This is a genomic window from Pseudacidovorax sp. 1753, assembly GCF_040544975.1.
GTDB lineage: Bacteria > Pseudomonadota > Gammaproteobacteria > Burkholderiales > Burkholderiaceae_C > Xenophilus.
Map to the genome: position 1 here is coordinate 38,840 of NZ_JBEPKY010000009.1, position 19,081 is coordinate 57,920.

Consider the following 19,081-nt stretch of genomic DNA (forward strand, 5'->3'; position numbering starts at 1 on the left):
GCGGTGGCCCGACATCATCCACGCTTTCGCGCAACGCGCAGGCGGCGCGCCGCCGGTGCAGGCTCCGGCAACGCGCCCAGCTCCACAAGATACGCGCAGAACATGTCGGCCATGGCGGCCGAGTAGGCCTCGATCTCGGCCGGCTTGCGGGGCTTGTCGGAGAAGGCCTTGCCCACGCCGCTCAGCGTGTCCAGGATCAGGTCGCCGGCGCGGGTGCGCGTGGGGCCGGCCGCCTCGGGCAGCACCGTCTTGAGGAAGACGCGGAAGGCCCGGGCGCTGGTCGCCCGTGCTTCGCCGGCCTCGGGCGCATCGCGGTACATCGGTGCGGCATCGGCCAGCGCGGTGCGCACCTCGGCCTCCTCGCATTCGGAGCGGATGAAAGCCAGCACCAGCCGCCGCAGCCGAGCGAGCGGGGGCAGGGCCTCGTCTTCCAGGATGCCGCGCATCAGCGTGGTGGTGCGCTGCCATTCGTCGCTCTGAAGCCGGAACAGGATCGCCGCCTTGTTGGGAAAGTACTGGTAGAGGGAACCGACGCTGACACCCGCCTTCTCCGCCACACGGGCCGTGGTGAAGCGCTGCGCGCCTTCCTGCGCCAGAACCTGAACAGCCGCTTCGAGCACTGCCGCCACCAGGTTGGCGGAGCGGGCTTGCTGGGGCTCCTTTCTCGAGGACAGAGGTGCGCTGCGACGTGGGCTCATGGCAAGGGCTGCGAATGCGAATGGAAAACCTGACGAACTCGTCGCATTATCGGCGCATGACTTCCATACCTCCTCCAACGACTTCTTCCGCGCCGATGCCGCTGCCCTTCTGGTGGCTGGTCGGCGTGCTTTTCGTGGCCTGCCTGTGCGTGGGCATGACACTGCCGACGGTGCCGCTCTTCGTGGCCGGCACGCTGGGTCTGGGCAATGCCTGGGCCGGGCTGGCGGTGGGCATCGCCTTCCTGGCCACCATCCTCAGCCGCGGCGTCGCCGGCACGCTCACCGACCGGCAGGGCGCCAAGGTGGCGACGGTGCGCGGCCTGCTCTGCTACATCGCCGGCGCGCTGGTGTGCCTGGCGGCCGGGCTGCCGGGCCTGCGCGCCATCGCGGCGTACGAGGTGCTGCTGATCGGGCGCCTGCTCATCGGCGTGGGCGAAAGCCTGGTGGCCGTGGGCACCATCACCTGGTGCATCGGCCTGGTGGGGCCGGCCCGCTCGGGCCAGGTGCTGGCGTGGATCGGGGCCGCCATCTACGGCGCGCTGGCCGTGGGCGGGCCGCTGGGCATCGCGCTGTACGACCGTCTGGGTCTGGCCGGTGCGATGGCCGTGGCCACCGGCCTGCCGGCGCTGGCGCTGCTGGCCGTGGCACGGCTCGACGGCATGCCCGTGATGGCAGCCGCCCAACGTCCCTCCATCTGGCGCGTGGTCGGCCGCATCGCGCCGCAGGGGGCCATCGTGTGCCTGCAGGGCATCGGATTCGCCGCCATCGGCGCCTTCTTCGCGCTGCATTTCCGGGCCCAGGGCTGGGCGCATGCGGGCCTGGGCCTGACTGCATTCGGCGCCGGCTTCGTGCTGGTGCGGCTGCTGTTCGGCGGCCTGCCCGACCGCATCGGCGGCCTGCCGGTGGCCGCCGCCTCGCTGGCCGTGGAGACACTGGGCCAGGCGATTCTGTGGACCGCCGCCACGCCGACCGCAGCCTTGGCCGGCGCCTTCATGACGGGCCTGGGCTGTTCGATGGTGTTCCCGGCCATGGGCCGCGACGTGGTGCACCGCGTGGCGCCGCCCCTGCGCGGCACGGCCATGGGTGCCTTCTCGGCCTTCCAGGACTTGGCCTACGGCTTGACCGGTCCGTTGGCCGGGCTGCTGGCCGACCGCGCGGGCTACCGCGGCGTGTTCCTCGTCGGCACCGTGGCCGCGGTACTGGGGCTGACCATTGCGCTCGGGCTGTGGATCGCCGCCCGCCGGCCCGCCGCGACGTCCCAGTGAAACGACCGCGGCCGGCAGGCGGCGATGAAGCCACCCACGCCGCATGAAACTGGCGCAACGCCGCCAATCAAATGGCCGCGGAGCAGGCCACGCCAGAGCACCCGAGGAACTGGCTTTGCCAGGCCTCTGGGTGCGCCCCCCTCCAAGCCGAAGGCGCCAGAGAGGGGGGAGCCGCGAAGCGGCATGGGGGGTGCTTTTTCATCTCAAGCCAGCGTGTACGCCGTCTTCACCGTGGTGAAGAACTCCTGCGCATAGCGCCCCTGCTCGCGCGGACCGTAGCTGCTGCCCTTGCGCCCGCCAAAGGGCACGTGGTAGTCCACGCCCGCGGTGGGCAGATTGACCATCACCATGCCGGCCTGGCTGTGGCGTTTGAAGTGGGTGGCGTACTTCAGGCTGGTGGTGGCGATGCCGGCCGACAGGCCGAACTCGGTGTCGTTGGCGGTGGCCAGCGCCTCGTCGTAGTCCTTCACCCGGATCACGCTGGCCACGGGGCCGAAGATTTCCTCGCGGTTGATGCGCATGGTCTTGCCGCTGTCGCTGAACAGCGCCGGGGCCATGTAGAAGCCTTCGGTGCCGCGCGACAGGCGCTCACCGCCCACGGCCAGCGTGGCGCCTTCGGCCTTGCCGATCTCGACGTAGCTCAGGTCCTGCTCGAGTTGCGACTGGCTGGAGACCGGGCCGATGTCGGTGCCCTGGCCCAGCGCATCGCCCACGTTGATCTTCGCCATGCGGGCCTTCATGGCCTCGATGAAGCGCGGGTAGATGCCCTCGGTCACGATCAACCGGCTCGACGCGGTGCAGCGCTGGCCGGTGGAATAGAAGGCACTTTGCACGCACAGTTCGACCGCCTGGTCCAGGTTGGCATCGTCCAGCACCACCTGCGGGTTCTTGCCGCCCATCTCCAGCTGGACCTTCTTGGCCAGCCTGACGCATTCCAGCGCGATGCCGCGGCCCACGCCCACCGAGCCGGTGAAGCTGATCGCATGGATGCCCGGATGCTGCACCAGCGCATTGCCGATGACGCTGCCACGACCCATCACCAGGTTGAACACGCCGGCCGGAATGCCCGAGCGGTGGATGATCTCGGCCAGCGCCCAGCTGCTGCCCGGCACCAGGTCGGCGGGCTTGAGCACCACGCAGTTGCCGAAGGCCAGGGCCGGCGCGATCTTCCAGGCCGGAATGGCGATGGGGAAGTTCCACGGCGTGATCAGGCCCACCACGCCCACCGGCTCGCGCGTGATCTCCACGCCGATGCCGGGGCGCACCGAAGGCACGGTCTCGCCCGACAGGCGCAGGCATTCGCCGGCGAAGAACTTGAAGATCTGGCCGGCGCGCGTGACCTCGCCGATGCCTTCGGCGCGGGTCTTGCCCTCCTCGCGCGCCAGCAGCGCGCCCAGCTCTTCCTTGCGGGCCAGGATCTCGGTGCCGATCTTGTCCAGCGCGTCGCTGCGGGCCTGGACCGAGCCGGTGGACCAGGCCGGGAAGGCGGCGGTCGCGGCCGCCACGGCGGCATCGACATGCGAGGCATCGCCCTGCGTGTACTGGCCGATCACGTCCGCCAGGTTGCTGGGGTTGAGGTTGGGGCTGTAGCTGGCACCGGCCAGCCATTCGCCGTTGATGAGGTTGTTGAATTCGCTCATGAGAAGACTCCTTGTCGAATGACGGAATGGCTCAGCGCACCATGGCCGGGCGCTTGTTGTCGAACTTCCAGCCGGGAATCAGGTACTGCATGGCGATCGCGTCGTCACGCGCGCCCAGGCCATGCTGCTGATACAGCGCGTTGGCGCGCTGCAGCGCGGCGCGGTCCACGGTGACGCCCAGGCCCGGGACCTTGGGCACCTCGACGAAGCCGCCGCGGATCTGCAGCGGGTTCTGCGTAAGGAACTGGCCGTCCTGCCAGATCCAGTGCGTGTCGATGGCCGTGACCTTGCCCGGCACGGCCGCCGCCACGTGCGTGAACATGGCCAGCGAGATGTCGAAGTGGTTGTTGGAATGCGAGCCCCAGGTCAGGCCCCAGTCGCGGCAGGTCTGGCCCACGCGCACGCTGCCGGCCATGGTCCAGAAGTGGGGGTCGGCCAGCGGAATGTCCACCGACTGCAGCGACAGCGCATGCACCATCTGCCGCCAGTCGGTGGCGATCATGTTGGTGGCGGTGGGCAGGCCGGTGGCACGGCGGAACTCGGCCATCACCTCGCGACCGCTGAAGCCGCCTTCGGCGCCGCACGGGTCCTCGGCATAGGCCAGCACGCCGCGCATGTCGCGCATCAGGCGGATGGCGTCCTTGAGCAGCCAGCCGCCGTTCGGGTCCAGCGTGACGCGCGCGTGCGGAAAGCGCTCGGCGAGCGCGCGGACGGCCTCGATCTCCTGCTCACCGGCCAGCACGCCACCCTTGAGCTTGAAGTCGTTGAAGCCGTAGCGTGCATGGGCGGCCTCGGCCTGGCGAACGATGGCCTCGGGCGTCATGGCGGTCATGTGGCGCACCTGGGCCCAGTCGTCGCTGGCGCTGCGGTCCTCGCCCGGCTTCACGTAGGGCAGGTCGGTCTTGTCGGAAGGGCCGACGAAGAACAGGTAGCCCAGCATCTCCACCCGCTCGCGCTGCTGGCCTTCGCCCAGCAGGGCCGCCACCGGCACGCCGAGGTACTGGCCGAGCAGGTCGAGCAAGGCGGATTCGATGGCCGTGACCGCATGCACGCCGATGCGCAGGTCGAAGGTCTGCAGGCCGCGGCCGCCCGGGTCGCGGCCGGCCAGCGCCTGTTGCACGCGCTGCAGCAGCTGCAGATGCTGGCCGATGGATTGGCCGACGAGCTGCGGGCGGCTGTCCTCCAGGGCCTGCCGGATGCCCTCGCCGCCGGGCACCTCGCCCACGCCGGTGCGGCCGGCGCTGTCGTGCACCAGCAGCACGTTGCGGGTGAAGAAGGGCGCGTGGGCACCGCTGAGGTTCATCAGCATGCCGTCGCGGCCGGCGACCGGGATGACTTCGATGTCGGTGATGGTGGGCGTGTGACTCATGATCGACGCAGAGGGATGGGAAAAGCGGCCCGCGCTCATCGCGCGGCCGCTTCGATGGCCGGTCAGCTGCGGGGCGCCAGCCGCCCTGGAGTGTGCCGGCAATGCAGTGCCTGGATTACTGCGGGCCCAGCTTGGCAATCAGTGCCTCGAGCGCGGCATACTCGTCGGCCTTGAGGTCGGTCAGCGGCGTGCGCACCGGGCCGGCACCATGGCCGACGATCTTGGCGCCGGCCTTGACGATGCTCACCGCATAGCCCTGGCCCTTGTTGCGGATGGCCAGGTAGGGCATGAAGAAGTCCTTCAGCAGGCGATGCTGCGTGGCCATGTCGTCATCGCGAACAGCTTCGTAGAACTGCATCGCCGTCTTCGGGATGAAGTTGAAGACGGCCGACGAGTACACCGGCGTGCCCAGCGCCTTGTAGGCCGCCGCATAGACCTCGGCCGTGGGCAGACCGCCCAGGTAGGCGAAGCGGTCGCCCATGGTCAGGAAGATGGAACTCATCAGCTCGATGTCGCCGATGCCGTCCTTGAAGCCGATCAGGTTGGGGTTGCGCTCGGCCAGCTTGGCCAGCGTCTCGGGCATCAGCTTGGCCTGGCCGCGGTTGTAGACGATGACGCCGAACTTGACGCTCTTGCACACGGCCTCGACATGGGCGGCCAGGCCTTCCTGGCCGGCTTCGGTCAGGTAGTGCGGCAGCAGCAGGATGCCGTGGGCGCCGGCCCGCTCGGCAGCCTGCGCGCACTGGATGGCGAAGCGCGTGGGACCGCCGGCGCCGGCAATGATCGGCACCTTGCCGCGGCAGGTGTCGACCGCGGTCTTGATGATCTCGGGGTATTCGTCGGCGGTGAGCGAGAAGAACTCTCCGGTGCCGCCGGCCGCGAACAGCGCGCTGGCGCCATACGGGGCCAGCCATTCGAGGCGCTCGATGTAGCCCTTCTTGTCGAAGTTGCCCTCGGCGTCGAAGTCCGTCAGCGGGAAGGACAGCAGGCCGGAGCCCATGATGGTCTTGAGGTCTTGCGGGTTCATCTGCAGGTTTCCTGGAAGCGTTTGTTGAAAGAAGAAGAAGAAAAAGAAGGGAAGCGCTCAGTCGAGCTTGATGCCGGCCTGCCGCACCACGGTGGCCCAGCGGGCGCGTTCCTTGTCGAAGAACTGCTCTTCCTGGGCGCCGGTCATGGTCACGACCTCGGCGCCCTGCCCTGCAAGGCGCGAGCGCACTTCGGCAGAGCGGATGGCGGCGATGAATTCACGGTTGAGCCGCTGCACGATGGCGTCCGGCGTGCCGCGCGGCGCCTTGACGCCCTGCCAGGTGCCCGACTCGAAGCCGGGCACGCCCTGCTCCGCGATGGTGGGCACGTCGCCTACCAGCGGCATGCGCGTGGGCTTGGAGACGCCCAGCAGCTTGAGCTTGCCGCTCTGCACATGCGGCAGCGTGGCGAGCATGCCGTTCATGAGCACCTGCGTCTGGCCGCCCACGGTGTCCTGGATGGCCTGCACGCCGCCCTTGTAGGGCACGTAGGTCCAGCGGGCGCCGCTGGCGCGCTCCAGCGCCACGCCGGCCAGGTGCGGCGCGCTGCCGGTGGCGGTGACGGCGAAGTTCAGGTCGCTGGTCTTCGACAGCGCCACCAGTTCCTGCAGCGTGTTGGCCTTGACCGAGGGATGCACCACCAGCAGGTGCGGCGAATAGGCCAGCATGGTCACGCCACGCAGGTCCTTGGAAGGGTCGAAGGGCAGCCGCGTGTAGACCGACGGACTGATGGCCAGAGCGCCGACGTCGCACAGCAGCACGGTGTAGCCGTCCGGCGCGGCCTTGGCGACCATGTCCGCGCCCAGGTTGCCGTTGGCACCCGGCTTGTTGTCCACGATCACGCTCTGGCCCAGCGCCTGCGACAGCGACTGGCTGATGGACCGCGCAATGATGTCGGACGAGCCGCCCGGCGGATAGGGCACCACGATGCGGACCGGCTTGGACGGCCAGGTGTCCGCGGCGCGGACGGCGCCCGAGGCCACGAGCGCAGCACCTGAGGCACCACTGACGAACTGGCGGCGGTTGAGGGTCATGTCTGTCTCCGTCTTGGTTTGAAACGCGTGGCGGCTTGGATGACGCGTCGTTGTTGGCCGCCTTGTTGTCAGTCATCGTACAACTAAGTCCACGCCTTTCTCGGGCAAAGACCCCACTCCGTGCTCAGGTTGTGGCGGCGGAAGCCTGGCGCTGCGCCGCCTCCTCGCGGGCACGGCGCAGGCGCTCGCGGCTGTTGGTCAGGTGGATGCGCATGGCGGCGCGCGCGGCATCGGCATCGCCCCGCGCGATGGCCGAGAAGATCTCCTCGTGCTCGCGGTTTACGCGCTCCAGGTATTCGCCGCGGTGGGCCTGGTTGCGGATCGCGCTGACGCGCGTGCGCGGGATGATGTTGGTGCCCAGGTGGCCCAGAATCTCGGCGAAGTAGGGATTGCCGGTGGCCTGCGCGATGGCGAGGTGGAAGCGGAAATCCGGCGAAATGGAGTCGCCCGCGTCGCCCGCGTCCTGCGCGAAGGCGTCCAGGGCTTCCCGCATCGCCTGAAGATGGGCTCCGGAGTGGCGTTGTGCGGCCAGGCCAGCGGCTTCGGTCTCCAGACTGATGCGCAGTTCCAGCACCGCCATCACATCGACCGCGGTGGGAATCTCGGACGCATCCAGGCTGAACATGCCGGCCGCCCGAGGCGGCAGCACGAAGGTGCCGATGCCATGGCGCGTCTCGACCAGCCCGGCTGCCTGCAGCCGGGACAGCGCCTCCCGCACCACCGTGCGGCTGACGCCATAGGTCTGCATGATGGCGGACTCGGTGGGCAGCTTGTCGCCGGGGCGGAGCTGGCCGGCCCGGATGCGCTCACCCAGGTCGTCCACCAGGCCATGCGCCAGGCCACGCGCCCGGCGCTGCGGCAGGGCCCGCACCGCCTCGTTCTCGGCAGGGGTCGCGGGCATGGCTGGAGCGGTCGAACGGGGCATGGAAGCCATCATAAGACGACGGCCCGTTGTACGACAACCTAGGACTGACCGCCTTCCAGCCGGTGACCGCATGCGCCGCCGCCGCAAGGCGCGCACTTTGTGGCATGGTCGCGCTCCCACCCTGCCCTCTCTGCCCCGCCTGTCCATGAGTTCTCCGCGCAAGCGCGCTGCCACCATCCGCGACGTCGCCCTGGCGGCGAAGGTCTCCACTGCCACGGTGTCCAAGTTCGTCAACGGCGGCCAGCGCTTCACCGCCGAGGTCGAGGCCCGCATCACGCAAGCCGTGCGCGAACTGGGCTATTCGCTCAACCCGATGGCCCGCGGCATGATCACCGGCCGCACCGGCAACGTCGGCGTGGTGATCCTGGACATCCGCAACCCCTACTTCACCAGCCTCGTCAGCGGCGCCGCGCGGGTGGCGGCCGCGGCGGGCCTCAACCTCATCATTGCCGACGCGGCCGAAAGCACGTCGCCCGAGTTGGGGGTCCTGCAGTCGCTGTGCCGGCGCGTGGATGGGCTGGTGGTCAGCGCCCGCCTGCCGGCCGCCGCCATCCAGGGTGTGCTGGACAGCGGCACACCGGTCGTCTTCTTCGGCCGCCCGTCCCCCTATCCGCAGCATGCCAGCGTGGGCTGCGACAACCACCAGGCCGGGCTGATGCTGGGCCGTCATCTACGGGACCTGGGCCACCGCCGCATCACCTACCTGGGTTTCTCCGGCGCGCGCTGGAGCGCCGACCGCGAGCGCGGCCTGCGCGAGGCCTTCCAGGGCGTAAAGGCCAGCGTGCGCACCGTCGACGCGTCGGCGCCTTCCACCGAGGAAGGCGAGCGGCTCGCCTCCAGCCTGCTGCTCTCGCCGGAACGAGGCGATGCCATCGTGGCCTACAACGACCTGCTGGCCATGGGGCTGCTGCTGGAGGCCCAGTCCCTGGGCATTGCGGTGCCGGACGAGGTGTCCGTCGCGGCCTTCGACAACATCGCCTACGGCCGCTTGGTGAGCCCGGCCCTGACCAGCGTGGACATGATGGGCGAGGCCACGGGCGAGCTCGCCATGCGCCGGCTGATCGGCGCCATCCACGGTGAAGATGTTGCAGCGCAGGAAAACGTTATCCCTCCGCGACTCGTCGCACGAAGCTCGACCCGCAGCCTCATCAAGGGTAAGCACTTAGTGCGCTGAACTTGACGCCGGCACAGGCCGTGCGCACCATCGCGCCCAGCCCTTCGTGGCTTTTTTCAAGCCGCGAAGTTAAACGTTTACCTTCGATGCAGCACCGTTGCATCCCGTCGATCACAGGCCGCCGATTCCATGACCGCCCTTTCCTCCTCCAGTCCTGCCCGTCGCCTGCAGCGGCTGCTGCTCACCGGCGCGGCCGGCGGCCTCGGCCAGGTGCTGCGGGAGCGGCTCGTGCCCTTTGCCGAGCGGCTTCGCGTCTCGGACATCGCGCCGCTGGGCGCCGCGCGCGGCGCGCACGAGGAGGTCGTGCCGTGCGACCTGGCCGACAAGGCGGCCGTGCACGACCTGCTGGCCGGCTGCGACGCCATGGTCCACCTGGGCGGCATCTCGGTGGAGCGACCCTTCGAGCAGATCCTCGAGGCCAACATCAAGGGCATCTACAACGTCTACGAGGCCGCGCGTCGCCAGGGCGTGGGCCGCATCGTGTTCGCCAGCTCCAACCATGTGATCGGCTTCTACAAGCAGACCGAGCACATCGACGCCACTGCCATGCGCCGGCCCGATGGCTACTACGGCCTGTCCAAGTCCTTCGGCGAGGACATGGCCCAGTTCTACTGGGACCGGTACGGCATCCAGACGGTGAGCATCCGCATCGGCTCCTCGTTCCCGGCGCCTGCCAACCGCCGCATGATGAGCACCTGGCTCAGCTACGACGATCTCACGCGACTGGTGGAGCGGTCCCTCTTCACGCCGGAGGTCGGCCACACGGTGGTCTTCGGCGCATCGGCCAACCGCGACGTATGGTGGGACAACCGCGCCGCGGCCCATTTGGGCTGGGTGCCGCAGGACGGCTCCGAGGTCTTCCGCGCGCAGGTCGAAACCCAGCCGCCGGTGGCGGCCGACGACCCCAACGCCATCTACCAGGGCGGTGCCTTCACTGCCCAGGGCCCCTTCGGAGACTGAGGCCGTGCAGGCATCCAAAGCCGAACTCGTCGTCGACGCGCGCCACGGCACGGGTGAGAGCCCGGTGTGGCATGCGGGCGAGCAGGCGCTGTACTGGGTGGACATCCCAGGCCGCACGCTCAACCGCTGGGCGGCGGCCGACGGCCACCGGCAATGGGCCACGCCGCAGATGCCCGCCTGCATCGCCGCCGTGGCGGGCCGGCCCGGCCAGTGGCTGGCCGGCATGGAGGACGGCGTGCACACGCTCACCCTCGGCTCCGGCAGCCAGGCGCAGCTCACGGCCCTGGCACGGGTGCAGCATGTCCGCCCAGGCATGCGCTTCAACGACGGCCGATGCGACCGCCAGGGCCGCTTCTGGGCGGGCACCATGCTGATGGACATGGGCGCTGCCGCGCGTGTCAGCGTGCTCTACCGGCTGGACGGCGCAGCGCTGCAGCCCGTGCTGGGCGACCTCATCACACCCAACGGCCTGGCCTTCAGCCCGGACGGCCGCACGATGTACCTGTCGGATTCGCATCCCGACGCGCAGGCCATCTGGGCCTTCGACTACGACCCGGACACGGGCACGCCCATCAACCGGCGCCTCTTCGCCGACATGAAGCCCCTGCCCGGCCGGCCCGACGGTGCCGCCATCGACGTCGACGGCGGCTACTGGATCTGCGGCAACGATGCCGGTCTGGTGCACCGCTTCACGCCCGACGGCCGGCTCGACCGTTCGCTCGAAGTGCCCGTCAAGAAGCCCGCCATGTGCGCATTCGGCGGCGCCGCGCTCGACACCCTCTTCGTCACCTCGATCCGGCCGGCTGGCGACCTGTCGGATCAACCCCTGGCCGGCGGCGTCTTCGCGCTGCAGCCGGGAACGCAGGGCCTGCCCGAGCCGGCCTGGCAACCCTGAAGCCCCAAGAAGACCGCCACACCACCCCCAGGATCCACACGAGGAAGACAACATGAAGACCCTTCGTTTCAAGACCACCCTGCTCGCCCTGGCCGCCAGTGCCGCGGCGCTGGCGGCGCAGGCGACCGAGTTCCGCTCGGCCGACATCCATCCCGACGACTACCCGACGGTCACCGCCGTGAAGTTCATGGGCGAGCGGCTCCAGCAGTTGTCGGGCGGCAAGCACAGCATCAAGGTGTTCAACAACAGCGCGCTGGGCAGCGAGAAGGACACCATCGAGCAGACCAAGATCGGCGCGCTGCAGATGGTGCGCGTGAACATCGCGCCCATGAACAACATCTGCCCCGAGACGCAGGTGCCGACCATGCCCTTCCTGTTCCGCTCCACCGACCACCTGCACAAGGTGCTGGACGGGCCGATCGGCGAGGACATCCTCAAGAGCTGCGAGAAGCAGGGCTTCATCGGCCTGGCCTTCTACGACAGCGGCGCCCGCTCGATCTACACCGCCAAGAAGCCGGTGCGCAGCCTGGCCGACGTGAAGGGCCTGAAGATCCGCGTTCAGCAGTCCGACCTGTGGGTGGCGCTGGTGGAGGCCATGGGCGGCAATGCCACGCCCATGCCCTTCGGCGAGGTCTACACGGCGCTCAAGACCGGGCTGGTGGATGCGGCCGAGAACAACTATCCGTCGTACGAGAGCTCGCGCCACTTCGAGGTGGCCAAGTACTTCGCCAAGACCGAGCATTCGATGGCGCCGGAGATGCTGCTCTTCTCCAAGCGTGCCTGGGACCGCCTCTCGCCCGAGGAGCAGGGCTGGATCCGCCAGGCGGCCAAGGAGTCGGTGCCCTACATGCGCAAGCAGTGGGCCGAGCGCGAGGCCAAGTCGCTGGCCGCGGTGAAGGCCGGCGGCGCCGAGATCATCGAAATCGACAAGAAGCCCTTCGAGGCCGCCATGAAGCCCGTCTACGACAAGTTCATCACCGACGCGCGGCTGAAGGACCTGGTCAAGCGGGTGCAGGACACGCAGTAAGCGCGCGGGGGCTTCGGCTCCTTCCCCCGCTGGGGGAAGGCAGGGATGGGGGCCAGCGGCGCATCGAACGCTGCTGCCTTGCCACCGCCGCCGGCCCCCACCCCTGCCTTCCCCCAGCGGGGGAGGGAGAAAGAAGGAATTCGTCATGTACTCCCGCTTCTGCCGCGCCCTCGCGCGCGCCTGCATGGTGCTGGGCATCGTCGGCCTCGTCGCAGTGATCTGCGCCGTGAGCTGGCAGGTGTTCGGTCGCTACATCCTCAACAGCACACCCACCTGGGCCGAAAGCCTGGCGCTGCTGATGGTGCTCTACGTCACCATGTTCGGCGTGGCCGTGGGCGTGCGCGACGCCGGCCACATCGGGCTGGAATCGCTGCTCGTGCTGGCACCACCCCGGCTTCGACTCAAGCTGGAAATGCTGATCCACGTGCTGGTGGGCCTGTTCGGGGCCGCCATGGCATGGAATTGCGCCTACCTGGCCGAGTCGGTGTGGAGCTACCGACTGCCCACGCTCTTCATCTCCGAGGGCTGGAAGTACGTGCCGCCCAGCTTTGCCGGCGTGCTCATCGTGCTGTTCTCCATCGAACACATCCTGGCGTTGGCTCAGGGCCGCGAACTGGAGCCCTCGTGGACCTGACGCCCATGCGCTGCCGCCGCTCCCTTTTCATCACGCGCCCCGCGCACGTCCCTCGTCCTGCCGCGCGCCTGGAGGCCGCATGACCATCCCGCTGCTCATCCTGACCCTGTCGTTCACCGCCCTGCTGCTGCTGGGCGTACCGGTGGCCTTCTCCATCGGGCTGTCGGCCCTTGCCACGCTGCTCTACGAAGGCCTGCCGCTCGCGGTGGGCTTCCAGCAGATGATGTCGGGCATGGGGATCTTCTCCTTCCTGGCGATCCCCTTCTTCATCTTTGCCGGTGAGCTGATGCTGTATGGCGGCATCGCGGACCGCATCGTCGACTTCGCCAAGTCGCTGGTCGGCCATGTGCGCGGCGGCCTGGGCATGAGCAACGTGGTGGCGTGCACGCTGTTCGGCGGCGTCTCGGGCTCGCCGGTGGCCGACGTGTCGGCCATGGGCGCGGTGATGATCCCGATGATGAAGAAGGAGGGCTACCACGCCGACTATGCGGTCAACGTGACCACGCATGCGGCCCTGGTGGGGGCGCTGATGCCCACCAGCCACAACCTCATCATCTATTCACTGGCGGCGGGCGGCAAGGTGTCGATCGCGGCGCTGATCCTGGCCGCGCTGATGCCGGCCATCATCCTCACGCTGTGCAACCTGCTGGCGGCCTATGTGGTGGCGGTGCGCCGCGGCTATCCGGCCGGCACCTTCCCGGGCTGGGCCATCGTCGCGCGCAGCTTCGCGGCGGCGCTGCCGGGCCTCTTCATCGTGGTGCTGATCCTGGGGGGCATCCTGTCGGGCATCTTCACCGCCACCGAGTCCGCGGCCGTGGCGGTGCTCTATGCGCTGGCGCTGACGATCTTTCTGTACCGCACGCTCAAGTGGGCGCACTTCATCAAGGCGGCGGCCAAGGCGGTGCGCACCACGGGCGTGATCCTGCTGCTGATCGGCATCTCCAGCACCTTCGGCTACCTGATCAGCCTGTATGGCGTGGCGGAGCTGACGGGGCAGATGCTGTCGAAGGTGTCGACGACGCCCTGGGTCATCTTCCTGCTGATCAACGTCATCCTCTTCCTGCTGGGCACCTTCCTGGACATGGCGGCGACCATCCTGCTGTGCACGCCCATCTTCCTGCCGATCGCGCAGCAGTACGGCATGACTTCGGTGCAGTTCGGCATCCTGATGCTGATCAACTGCGCGCTGGGACTGAACACGCCGCCGGTGGGCACCACGCAGTTCGTCGGTTGCGCCATCGGCGGGGTGTCGGTGGGCGAGGTGATGCGCACCATCTGGCCCTTCTATGGCGCGCTGATCCTGGCGCTGGGGCTGGTGACCTTCGTGCCGCAGTTCAGTCTGTGGCTACCAAGCATGTTCATGGTCGTGAGGTAGAGAAGCGCCTCACACGACCGCCGCTCAGCCACCGGCCGTGGATTCGCGTTCGACGATGCGGAAGCCGACGTCCACGACCGGCTGAGCGACCGGTTCGCCGCGCGCGCGGGCCAGGACCATCTCGGCGGCCAGGCGGCCAATCCCGGGCCCGTCGACCAGCACCGTGCTCAGACTGGGCAGCAGATGGGCGGAAAAGTCGGCATTGCCGAAGCCGCAGATGGCCAGGTCATGCGGCACGCGCAGGCCGCGCGCATGGGCTTCGACCAGCACGCCATGCGCCAACTGGTCGGAACTGCAGCAGACCATGCGCAATGCGGGATCCTGCGCCAGCAGGTCGGCCAGCGCGCGACGGCCACGTTCCAGATTGCTGGGCGCGGTCACGCAGGCCGTGGGCACTTCGCGTCCAAAGGCGGCAATGAAGCCCTCGCGCCGCTGCATCGCGCGGTGATCGTCGGCGGTGGCAATGCCCACGCGCTGCCAGCCCCGGGCGAGGCAGAAGCCCGCCAACGCACCGCCCACCTTGAGGTGCGAGAAGCCCACCAGCATGTCCACCGGGCGCTGCGACAGGTCCCAGATTTCCACCACTGGTACGCGCGCGCGCCGCAGCCGCTCCCGCGCCGCCTCTGACTGGATCAGGCCTGCGAACACGATGCCATCGGGCTGGCGGCTGATCATGGTGTTGAGTACGGCCTCTTCACGCATGGCGTCGTAGCGGGTCTGGCCCAGCAGCACCTGGTAGCCCTCTTCCGCCAGCGTCTCGGTCAGCGTCTGGACGGATGGCAGGAACTGCGCGACCGACAGCGCCGGCACGATGCCCGCGACCATGCGGCTGCGACGTGACTTGAGGCCGCCGGCGAGAAGGTTTGGGATGTAGCCCGTTGCCTCCACTGCCTGCTGCACCAGGGCAATGGTCTTGGGCGACACCAGGGCAGGATTGCTGAGGGCCCGCGAGGCCGTGATCGGCGAGACGCCTGCTGCACGTGCAACGTCGTGCAGCGTGGCGGGCTTGAGGGGCGGAGAAACGCTCATGGCAGGAAGGCCCGGGAGCCTAACAGCTTCACGCCCGACGACGCTCGCGGCCCCGGGGCGTCCGTGCCGCGGCACCCCTTGCCGAAGCGCGCGCACCCAGTCGCGTAGGAGGGCACGTTGACAGCGGAAATGACAACGATATCATTCGACCGCCGTCCGTTCCGGCACTCCAACAGTAATGACAAGCCGGATCTGCGCGCCAAAATGACAACGTTGTCATTTCAGCCCATCCAATCAGGAGACATCATGAAGAAATTCCTTTGCGCAGCATTGGCCGGCCTGTCACTGGCCGCGGCCGCCGCCGACGCCTGGCCGAACAAGACCGTCACGCTGGTCGTGCCCTTCCCTCCCGGCGGCTCCACCGACCAGGTGGCCCGGGCGCTGATGCCGGTGATGAGCGAGTCGCTCAAGCAGAGCTTCATCGTGGACAACCGGGCCGGCGCCACCGGCACCATCGGCGCCACCTTCGTCAAGCGCGCGCCGGCCGATGGCAACACCTTCCTGGTCACCTCCCTCGGCCCGCTGGTCATCGTGCCGCACCTGATGAAGGGCCTGCAGTTCGATCCGCTCAAGGACTTCGATCCGATCACCGTGGCCGTGGCCTCGCCCAACGTGCTGGTCGTGCCGGCCGCGTCACCGCACAAGAGCGTGGCCGACGTCATCGCCTACGAGAAGGCCAATCCGGGCAAGATGACCTTCGCCTCCGCCGGCGCCGGCTCCAGCGACCACCTGACGGCCGAGCTGTTCTGGCAGCAGACCGGCACCACCGGCATCCATGTGCCCTACAAGGGCGGCGGTCCGGCCCATACCGACCTCATGGGTGGCCAGGTGGATGCCTCCTTCCAGAACGTGAACGCCGTGCTGCAGTACATCAAGGCCGGCCGCATGCGCCCGCTGGCCGTGACCAGCGCCAAGCGATCGCCGGTGCTGCCCGACGTCCCCACGCTGTCGGAGCTGGGCGTCAAGGGCGTCGAAGTGACCTCCTGGCAGGCCATCGTGGCCCCCAAGGGCCTGCCGGCGGACGTTCGTGAGAAGGCCGCCGCCGCCTTCGTCGCCGCCCTCAACGACCCGCGCGTCAAGGACCAGTTCACCGGCATCGGCTTCGAGATGGTGACCAACACGCCGGCCCAGTTCGCCACCTTCATGCAGGCCGAGTCCGCCCGCTGGAAGAAGGTGATCGAGACCGGAAAGATCTCGCTCGACTGAGCATCGACCTCGCCCTGCCCCGCACGCTTCCCTCCTGCACGCCATGTCCCACGACCGCATCACCTGGATCCGCCTGTCCTCCTGCTACCTTCCTCTGGCCACGCCCATCAGCGACGCGAAGGTGCTCACCGGGCGGCAGAAGCCGATGACCGAGATCGCCATGCTCTTCGCGGAGGTGGAGACGAAGGACGGGCACCGCGGGTTGGGCTTCTCGTATTCGAAGCGCGCCGGCGGTCCCGGCCAGTTCGCGCACGCGAAGGAGGTGGCGCCCGCGCTGCTGGGCGAGGACCCGAGCGACATCGCGCGCCTGTGGACCAAGCTGTGCTGGGCCGGCGCCTCGGTCGGCCGCAGCGGCATGGGCGTGCAGGCCATCGGCGCCTTCGACGTGGCGCTGTACGACCTCAAGGCGCGGCGCGCCGGGCTGTCGCTGGCCAAGTTGCTGGGGGCGCAGCGCGAGTCGGTGCGCTGCTACAACACCTCCGGGGGCTTCCTGCATACACCCATCGACCAGCTCAAGGTGAACGCGGCCGCGTCCATCGAACGCGGCATCGGCGGCATCAAGCTGAAGGTGGGCCAGCCCGACGGCAAGATCGACATCCAGCGTGTGGAGGCCGTGCGCCAGCACCTGGGCGACCATGTGCCGATCATGGTGGATGCCAACCAGCAGTGGGACCGGCCGACGGCGCAGCGCATGTGCCGCATCTTCGAGCAGTTCAACCTGGTGTGGATCGAGGAGCCGCTGGACGCCTACGACCACGAGGGTCACGCCGCACTGGCAGCCACCTTCGACACGCCCATCGCCACCGGCGAGATGCTCACCAGCGCCGCCGAGCACGGCGACCTGATCCGCCACCGCGCCGCCGACTACCTGATGCCCGATGCCCCGCGCGTGGGCGGCATCACGCCCTTCCTCAAGATTGCGGCCCAGGCCGAGCATGCCGGCCTGATGCTGGGGCCCCATTTCGCCATGGAACTGCATGTGCACCTGGGTGCCATCTACCCGACCGAACCCTGGGTCGAACACTTCGACTGGCTGGAACCGCTGTTCAACGAACGGCTGGAGATCGCGGGCGGCCGAATGTTGGTGCCCACGCGCCCGGGCCTGGGCCTGTCGCTGAGCGAGCAGGCCCGCAGCTGGACCCGCGAGACGGCCGAAGTGGGCGAACGCGCCTGAGCGTCCATTCGCGCCTTGACCCGACGAAGATCCCCCGATGAGCTCCACCCGCCCGCCCCTTCGCATCGCCATGCATCCCGCCGACAACGTGGCCATCGTGGCCAACGACGGCGGACTGCCGGCCGGCACCGTGTTCGCCGATGGCCTTACGCTGGTCGACAAAGTGCCCCAGGCCCACAAGGTGGCGCTGGAGGACATCCCCGAAGGCGGTGCCGTGCGCCGCTACGACGTGGTCATCGGCTATGCGCTCAAGCCCATCCCGCGCGGCAGCTGGGTGCACGAGCGCCTGCTGCGCATGCCCGAGGCGCGCTCGCTGGAAGGCCTGCCCATCGCCACCGTGCGGCCCGAGCCGCTGCCGCCCCTGGACGGCTACACCTTCGAGGGCTACCGCAATGCCGACGGCTCGGTCGGCACCCGCAACATACTGGCCATCACCCAGACGGTGCAGTGCGTGGCCGGTGTGACCGACTTCGCCGTGCAGCGCATCAAGGCCGAGTTGCTGCCGCGCTATCCGAACGTGGATGACGTGGTGGCGCTCGAGCATTCATATGGCTGCGGCGTGGCCATCGACGCGCCCGATGCGGTGGTGCCGATCCGCACGCTGCGCAACATCAGCCTCAACCCCAACTTCGGCGGCGAGGTGATGGTGGTCAGCCTGGGCTGCGAGAAGCTGCAGCCCGAGCGGCTGCTGCCGCCGGGCAGCATCCCGCTCGTCGACGAGCGAAACGTCGCCGACGTCGGCAAGGCCGAGGAAGCCCCGCTGGACGTGGTCTGCCTGCAGGACGAGGCCCACGTGGGCTTCATGTCCATGGTCGATTCCATCCTGCGGCAGGCCGAGGTGCACCTGGCGCGCCTCAATGCCCGCCGCCGCGAGACGGTGCCGGCCAGCGAGCTGGTGGTGGGCGTGCAGTGCGGCGGCAGCGATGCCTTCAGCGGCGTCACAGCGAACCCGGCGGTGGGCTTCTGCACCGACCTGCTGGTGCGCGCCGGCGCCACCGTGATGTTCAGCGAGGTGACCGAGGTGCGCGACGGCATCGACCAGCTCACGGCCCGCGCCGCCACGCCGGAGGTGGCGCAGGCCATGATCGAGCAGATGGCCTGGTACGACGCCTACCTGCAGCGCGGCCAGGTGGACCGCAGTGCCAACACCACGCCGGGCAACAAGAAGGGCGGCCTGTCCAACATCGTCGAAAAGGCCATGGGCTCCATCGTCAAGAGCGGAAGCGCGCCCATCAGCGGCGTCGTGGCGCCGGGCGAGAAGGCGCGGCAGAAAGGGTTGCTGTATGCCGCCACGCCCGCCTCGGACTTCATCTGTGGCACGCTGCAGCTGGCCGCCGGCATGAACCTGCATGTGTTCACCACCGGCCGCGGCACGCCCTACGGCCTGGCCGAGGCGCCGGTCATCAAGGTGGCCACCCGCAGCGATCTGGCGCGCCGCTGGCACGACCTGATGGATGTCAATGCGGGCCGCATCGCCGATGGCGAGGCCAGCATCGAGGACATGGGCTGGGAGCTGTTCCGCCTGATGCTGGATGTGGCCTCGGGCCGCAAGAAGACCTGGGCCGAGCAGTGGAAGCTGCACAACCAGCTGGTGCTGTTCAACCCGGCGCCGGTGACCTGACCGCAGGCCTGCACCGTACAAATCCCGGGG

General features: G+C 68.9%; 17 protein-coding genes. 10 read left to right on the forward strand and 7 right to left on the reverse strand.

Features of this window, described 5'->3' with window-relative positions; all coding sequences use genetic code 11:
- Positions 1–14: 14 nt before the first annotated feature.
- Positions 15–698, reverse strand: coding sequence for a TetR/AcrR family transcriptional regulator (locus tag ABIC63_RS12650; RefSeq protein ID WP_294372680.1), 684 nt, complete (start codon positions 696–698; stop codon positions 15–17).
- Positions 699–793: 95 nt separating this feature from the next.
- On the opposite strand from ABIC63_RS12650, the gene ABIC63_RS12655 reads away from it, so the two are divergent.
- On the forward strand, positions 794–1,963 hold the full coding sequence (locus ABIC63_RS12655; RefSeq protein WP_354320010.1) for an MFS transporter: 1,170 nt from the start codon (positions 794–796) through the stop codon (positions 1,961–1,963).
- A 203-nt stretch (positions 1,964–2,166) separates the two neighbouring features.
- Here the strand turns inward: ABIC63_RS12655 and ABIC63_RS12660 are convergent, their stop codons facing one another.
- From ABIC63_RS12660 to ABIC63_RS12680, 5 genes are all read right to left on the reverse strand, one after another.
- A complete protein-coding gene (locus ABIC63_RS12660) occupies positions 2,167–3,603 on the reverse strand; it encodes an aldehyde dehydrogenase family protein (RefSeq protein WP_354320011.1) in 1,437 nt (478 codons plus the stop codon).
- A 31-nt stretch (positions 3,604–3,634) separates the two neighbouring features.
- On the reverse strand, positions 3,635–4,972 hold the full coding sequence (locus tag ABIC63_RS12665; RefSeq protein WP_354320012.1) for an enolase C-terminal domain-like protein: 1,338 nt from the start codon (positions 4,970–4,972) through the stop codon (positions 3,635–3,637).
- Between the two features lie 115 nt (positions 4,973–5,087).
- On the reverse strand, positions 5,088–5,999 hold the full coding sequence (gene kdgD, locus ABIC63_RS12670; RefSeq protein ID WP_354320013.1) for a 5-dehydro-4-deoxyglucarate dehydratase: 912 nt from the start codon (positions 5,997–5,999) through the stop codon (positions 5,088–5,090).
- Positions 6,000–6,056: 57 nt separating this feature from the next.
- Complete coding sequence (locus ABIC63_RS12675; protein ID WP_354320014.1) at positions 6,057–7,031, reverse strand: Bug family tripartite tricarboxylate transporter substrate binding protein; 975 nt, start codon at positions 7,029–7,031, stop codon at positions 6,057–6,059.
- A gap of 124 nt (positions 7,032–7,155) precedes the next feature.
- Entirely contained in the window at positions 7,156–7,932 is a 777-nt protein-coding gene (locus tag ABIC63_RS12680) for a FadR/GntR family transcriptional regulator (protein WP_294372696.1), read from the reverse strand.
- A 169-nt stretch (positions 7,933–8,101) separates the two neighbouring features.
- On the opposite strand from ABIC63_RS12680, the gene ABIC63_RS12685 reads away from it, so the two are divergent.
- From ABIC63_RS12685 to ABIC63_RS12710, 6 genes are all read left to right on the forward strand, one after another.
- Complete coding sequence (locus ABIC63_RS12685) at positions 8,102–9,130, forward strand: LacI family DNA-binding transcriptional regulator (protein ID WP_294372699.1); 1,029 nt, start codon at positions 8,102–8,104, stop codon at positions 9,128–9,130.
- Positions 9,131–9,259: 129 nt separating this feature from the next.
- Entirely contained in the window at positions 9,260–10,090 is an 831-nt protein-coding gene (locus ABIC63_RS12690; RefSeq protein WP_294372702.1) for an NAD-dependent epimerase/dehydratase family protein, read from the forward strand.
- Positions 10,091–10,094: 4 nt separating this feature from the next.
- Positions 10,095–10,985, forward strand: coding sequence for an SMP-30/gluconolactonase/LRE family protein (locus ABIC63_RS12695; RefSeq protein WP_354320015.1), 891 nt, complete (start codon positions 10,095–10,097; stop codon positions 10,983–10,985).
- A gap of 52 nt (positions 10,986–11,037) precedes the next feature.
- Positions 11,038–12,012: a TRAP transporter substrate-binding protein gene (locus ABIC63_RS12700; protein ID WP_354320016.1), complete on the forward strand. Its 975-nt coding sequence runs from the start codon at positions 11,038–11,040 to the stop codon at positions 12,010–12,012.
- A gap of 145 nt (positions 12,013–12,157) precedes the next feature.
- Entirely contained in the window at positions 12,158–12,646 is a 489-nt protein-coding gene (locus ABIC63_RS12705; RefSeq protein WP_294372710.1) for a TRAP transporter small permease, read from the forward strand.
- 79 nt (positions 12,647–12,725) lie between these two features.
- Complete coding sequence (locus ABIC63_RS12710; protein ID WP_017759153.1) at positions 12,726–14,021, forward strand: TRAP transporter large permease; 1,296 nt, start codon at positions 12,726–12,728, stop codon at positions 14,019–14,021.
- 24 nt (positions 14,022–14,045) lie between these two features.
- On the opposite strand, the gene ABIC63_RS12715 is transcribed toward ABIC63_RS12710, so the two are convergent.
- Positions 14,046–15,050, reverse strand: coding sequence for a LacI family DNA-binding transcriptional regulator (locus tag ABIC63_RS12715; protein ID WP_354320017.1), 1,005 nt, complete (start codon positions 15,048–15,050; stop codon positions 14,046–14,048).
- A gap of 246 nt (positions 15,051–15,296) precedes the next feature.
- Between ABIC63_RS12715 and ABIC63_RS12720 the strand changes: the two genes are divergently transcribed.
- The 3 genes from ABIC63_RS12720 to garD are packed head-to-tail and all read left to right on the forward strand — an operon-like array spanning position 15,297 to position 19,051.
- Positions 15,297–16,256, forward strand: coding sequence for a Bug family tripartite tricarboxylate transporter substrate binding protein (locus ABIC63_RS12720; RefSeq protein ID WP_354320018.1), 960 nt, complete (start codon positions 15,297–15,299; stop codon positions 16,254–16,256).
- Positions 16,257–16,299: 43 nt separating this feature from the next.
- On the forward strand, positions 16,300–17,430 hold the full coding sequence (locus ABIC63_RS12725) for an L-talarate/galactarate dehydratase (RefSeq protein WP_354320019.1): 1,131 nt from the start codon (positions 16,300–16,302) through the stop codon (positions 17,428–17,430).
- 37 nt (positions 17,431–17,467) lie between these two features.
- Complete coding sequence (gene garD, locus ABIC63_RS12730; RefSeq protein ID WP_354320020.1) at positions 17,468–19,051, forward strand: galactarate dehydratase; 1,584 nt, start codon at positions 17,468–17,470, stop codon at positions 19,049–19,051.
- The last annotated feature ends 30 nt before the right edge of the window (positions 19,052–19,081 follow it).

Coding starts and splice junctions, on each gene's coding strand:
- ABIC63_RS12650 (WP_294372680.1), bottom strand. CDS start 698: ATGAGCCCACGTCGCAGCGCACCTCTGTCCTCGAGAAAGGAGCCCCAG.
- ABIC63_RS12655 (WP_354320010.1), top strand. CDS start 794: ATGCCGCTGCCCTTCTGGTGGCTGGTCGGCGTGCTTTTCGTGGCCTGC.
- ABIC63_RS12660 (WP_354320011.1), bottom strand. CDS start 3,603: ATGAGCGAATTCAACAACCTCATCAACGGCGAATGGCTGGCCGGTGCC.
- ABIC63_RS12665 (WP_354320012.1), bottom strand. CDS start 4,972: ATGAGTCACACGCCCACCATCACCGACATCGAAGTCATCCCGGTCGCC.
- kdgD (WP_354320013.1), bottom strand. CDS start 5,999: ATGAACCCGCAAGACCTCAAGACCATCATGGGCTCCGGCCTGCTGTCC.
- ABIC63_RS12675 (WP_354320014.1), bottom strand. CDS start 7,031: ATGACCCTCAACCGCCGCCAGTTCGTCAGTGGTGCCTCAGGTGCTGCG.
- ABIC63_RS12680 (WP_294372696.1), bottom strand. CDS start 7,932: ATGCCCGCGACCCCTGCCGAGAACGAGGCGGTGCGGGCCCTGCCGCAG.
- ABIC63_RS12685 (WP_294372699.1), top strand. CDS start 8,102: ATGAGTTCTCCGCGCAAGCGCGCTGCCACCATCCGCGACGTCGCCCTG.
- ABIC63_RS12690 (WP_294372702.1), top strand. CDS start 9,260: ATGACCGCCCTTTCCTCCTCCAGTCCTGCCCGTCGCCTGCAGCGGCTG.
- ABIC63_RS12700 (WP_354320016.1), top strand. CDS start 11,038: ATGAAGACCCTTCGTTTCAAGACCACCCTGCTCGCCCTGGCCGCCAGT.
- ABIC63_RS12705 (WP_294372710.1), top strand. CDS start 12,158: ATGTACTCCCGCTTCTGCCGCGCCCTCGCGCGCGCCTGCATGGTGCTG.
- ABIC63_RS12710 (WP_017759153.1), top strand. CDS start 12,726: ATGACCATCCCGCTGCTCATCCTGACCCTGTCGTTCACCGCCCTGCTG.
- ABIC63_RS12715 (WP_354320017.1), bottom strand. CDS start 15,050: ATGAGCGTTTCTCCGCCCCTCAAGCCCGCCACGCTGCACGACGTTGCA.
- ABIC63_RS12720 (WP_354320018.1), top strand. CDS start 15,297: ATGAAGAAATTCCTTTGCGCAGCATTGGCCGGCCTGTCACTGGCCGCG.
- ABIC63_RS12725 (WP_354320019.1), top strand. CDS start 16,300: ATGTCCCACGACCGCATCACCTGGATCCGCCTGTCCTCCTGCTACCTT.
- garD (WP_354320020.1), top strand. CDS start 17,468: ATGAGCTCCACCCGCCCGCCCCTTCGCATCGCCATGCATCCCGCCGAC.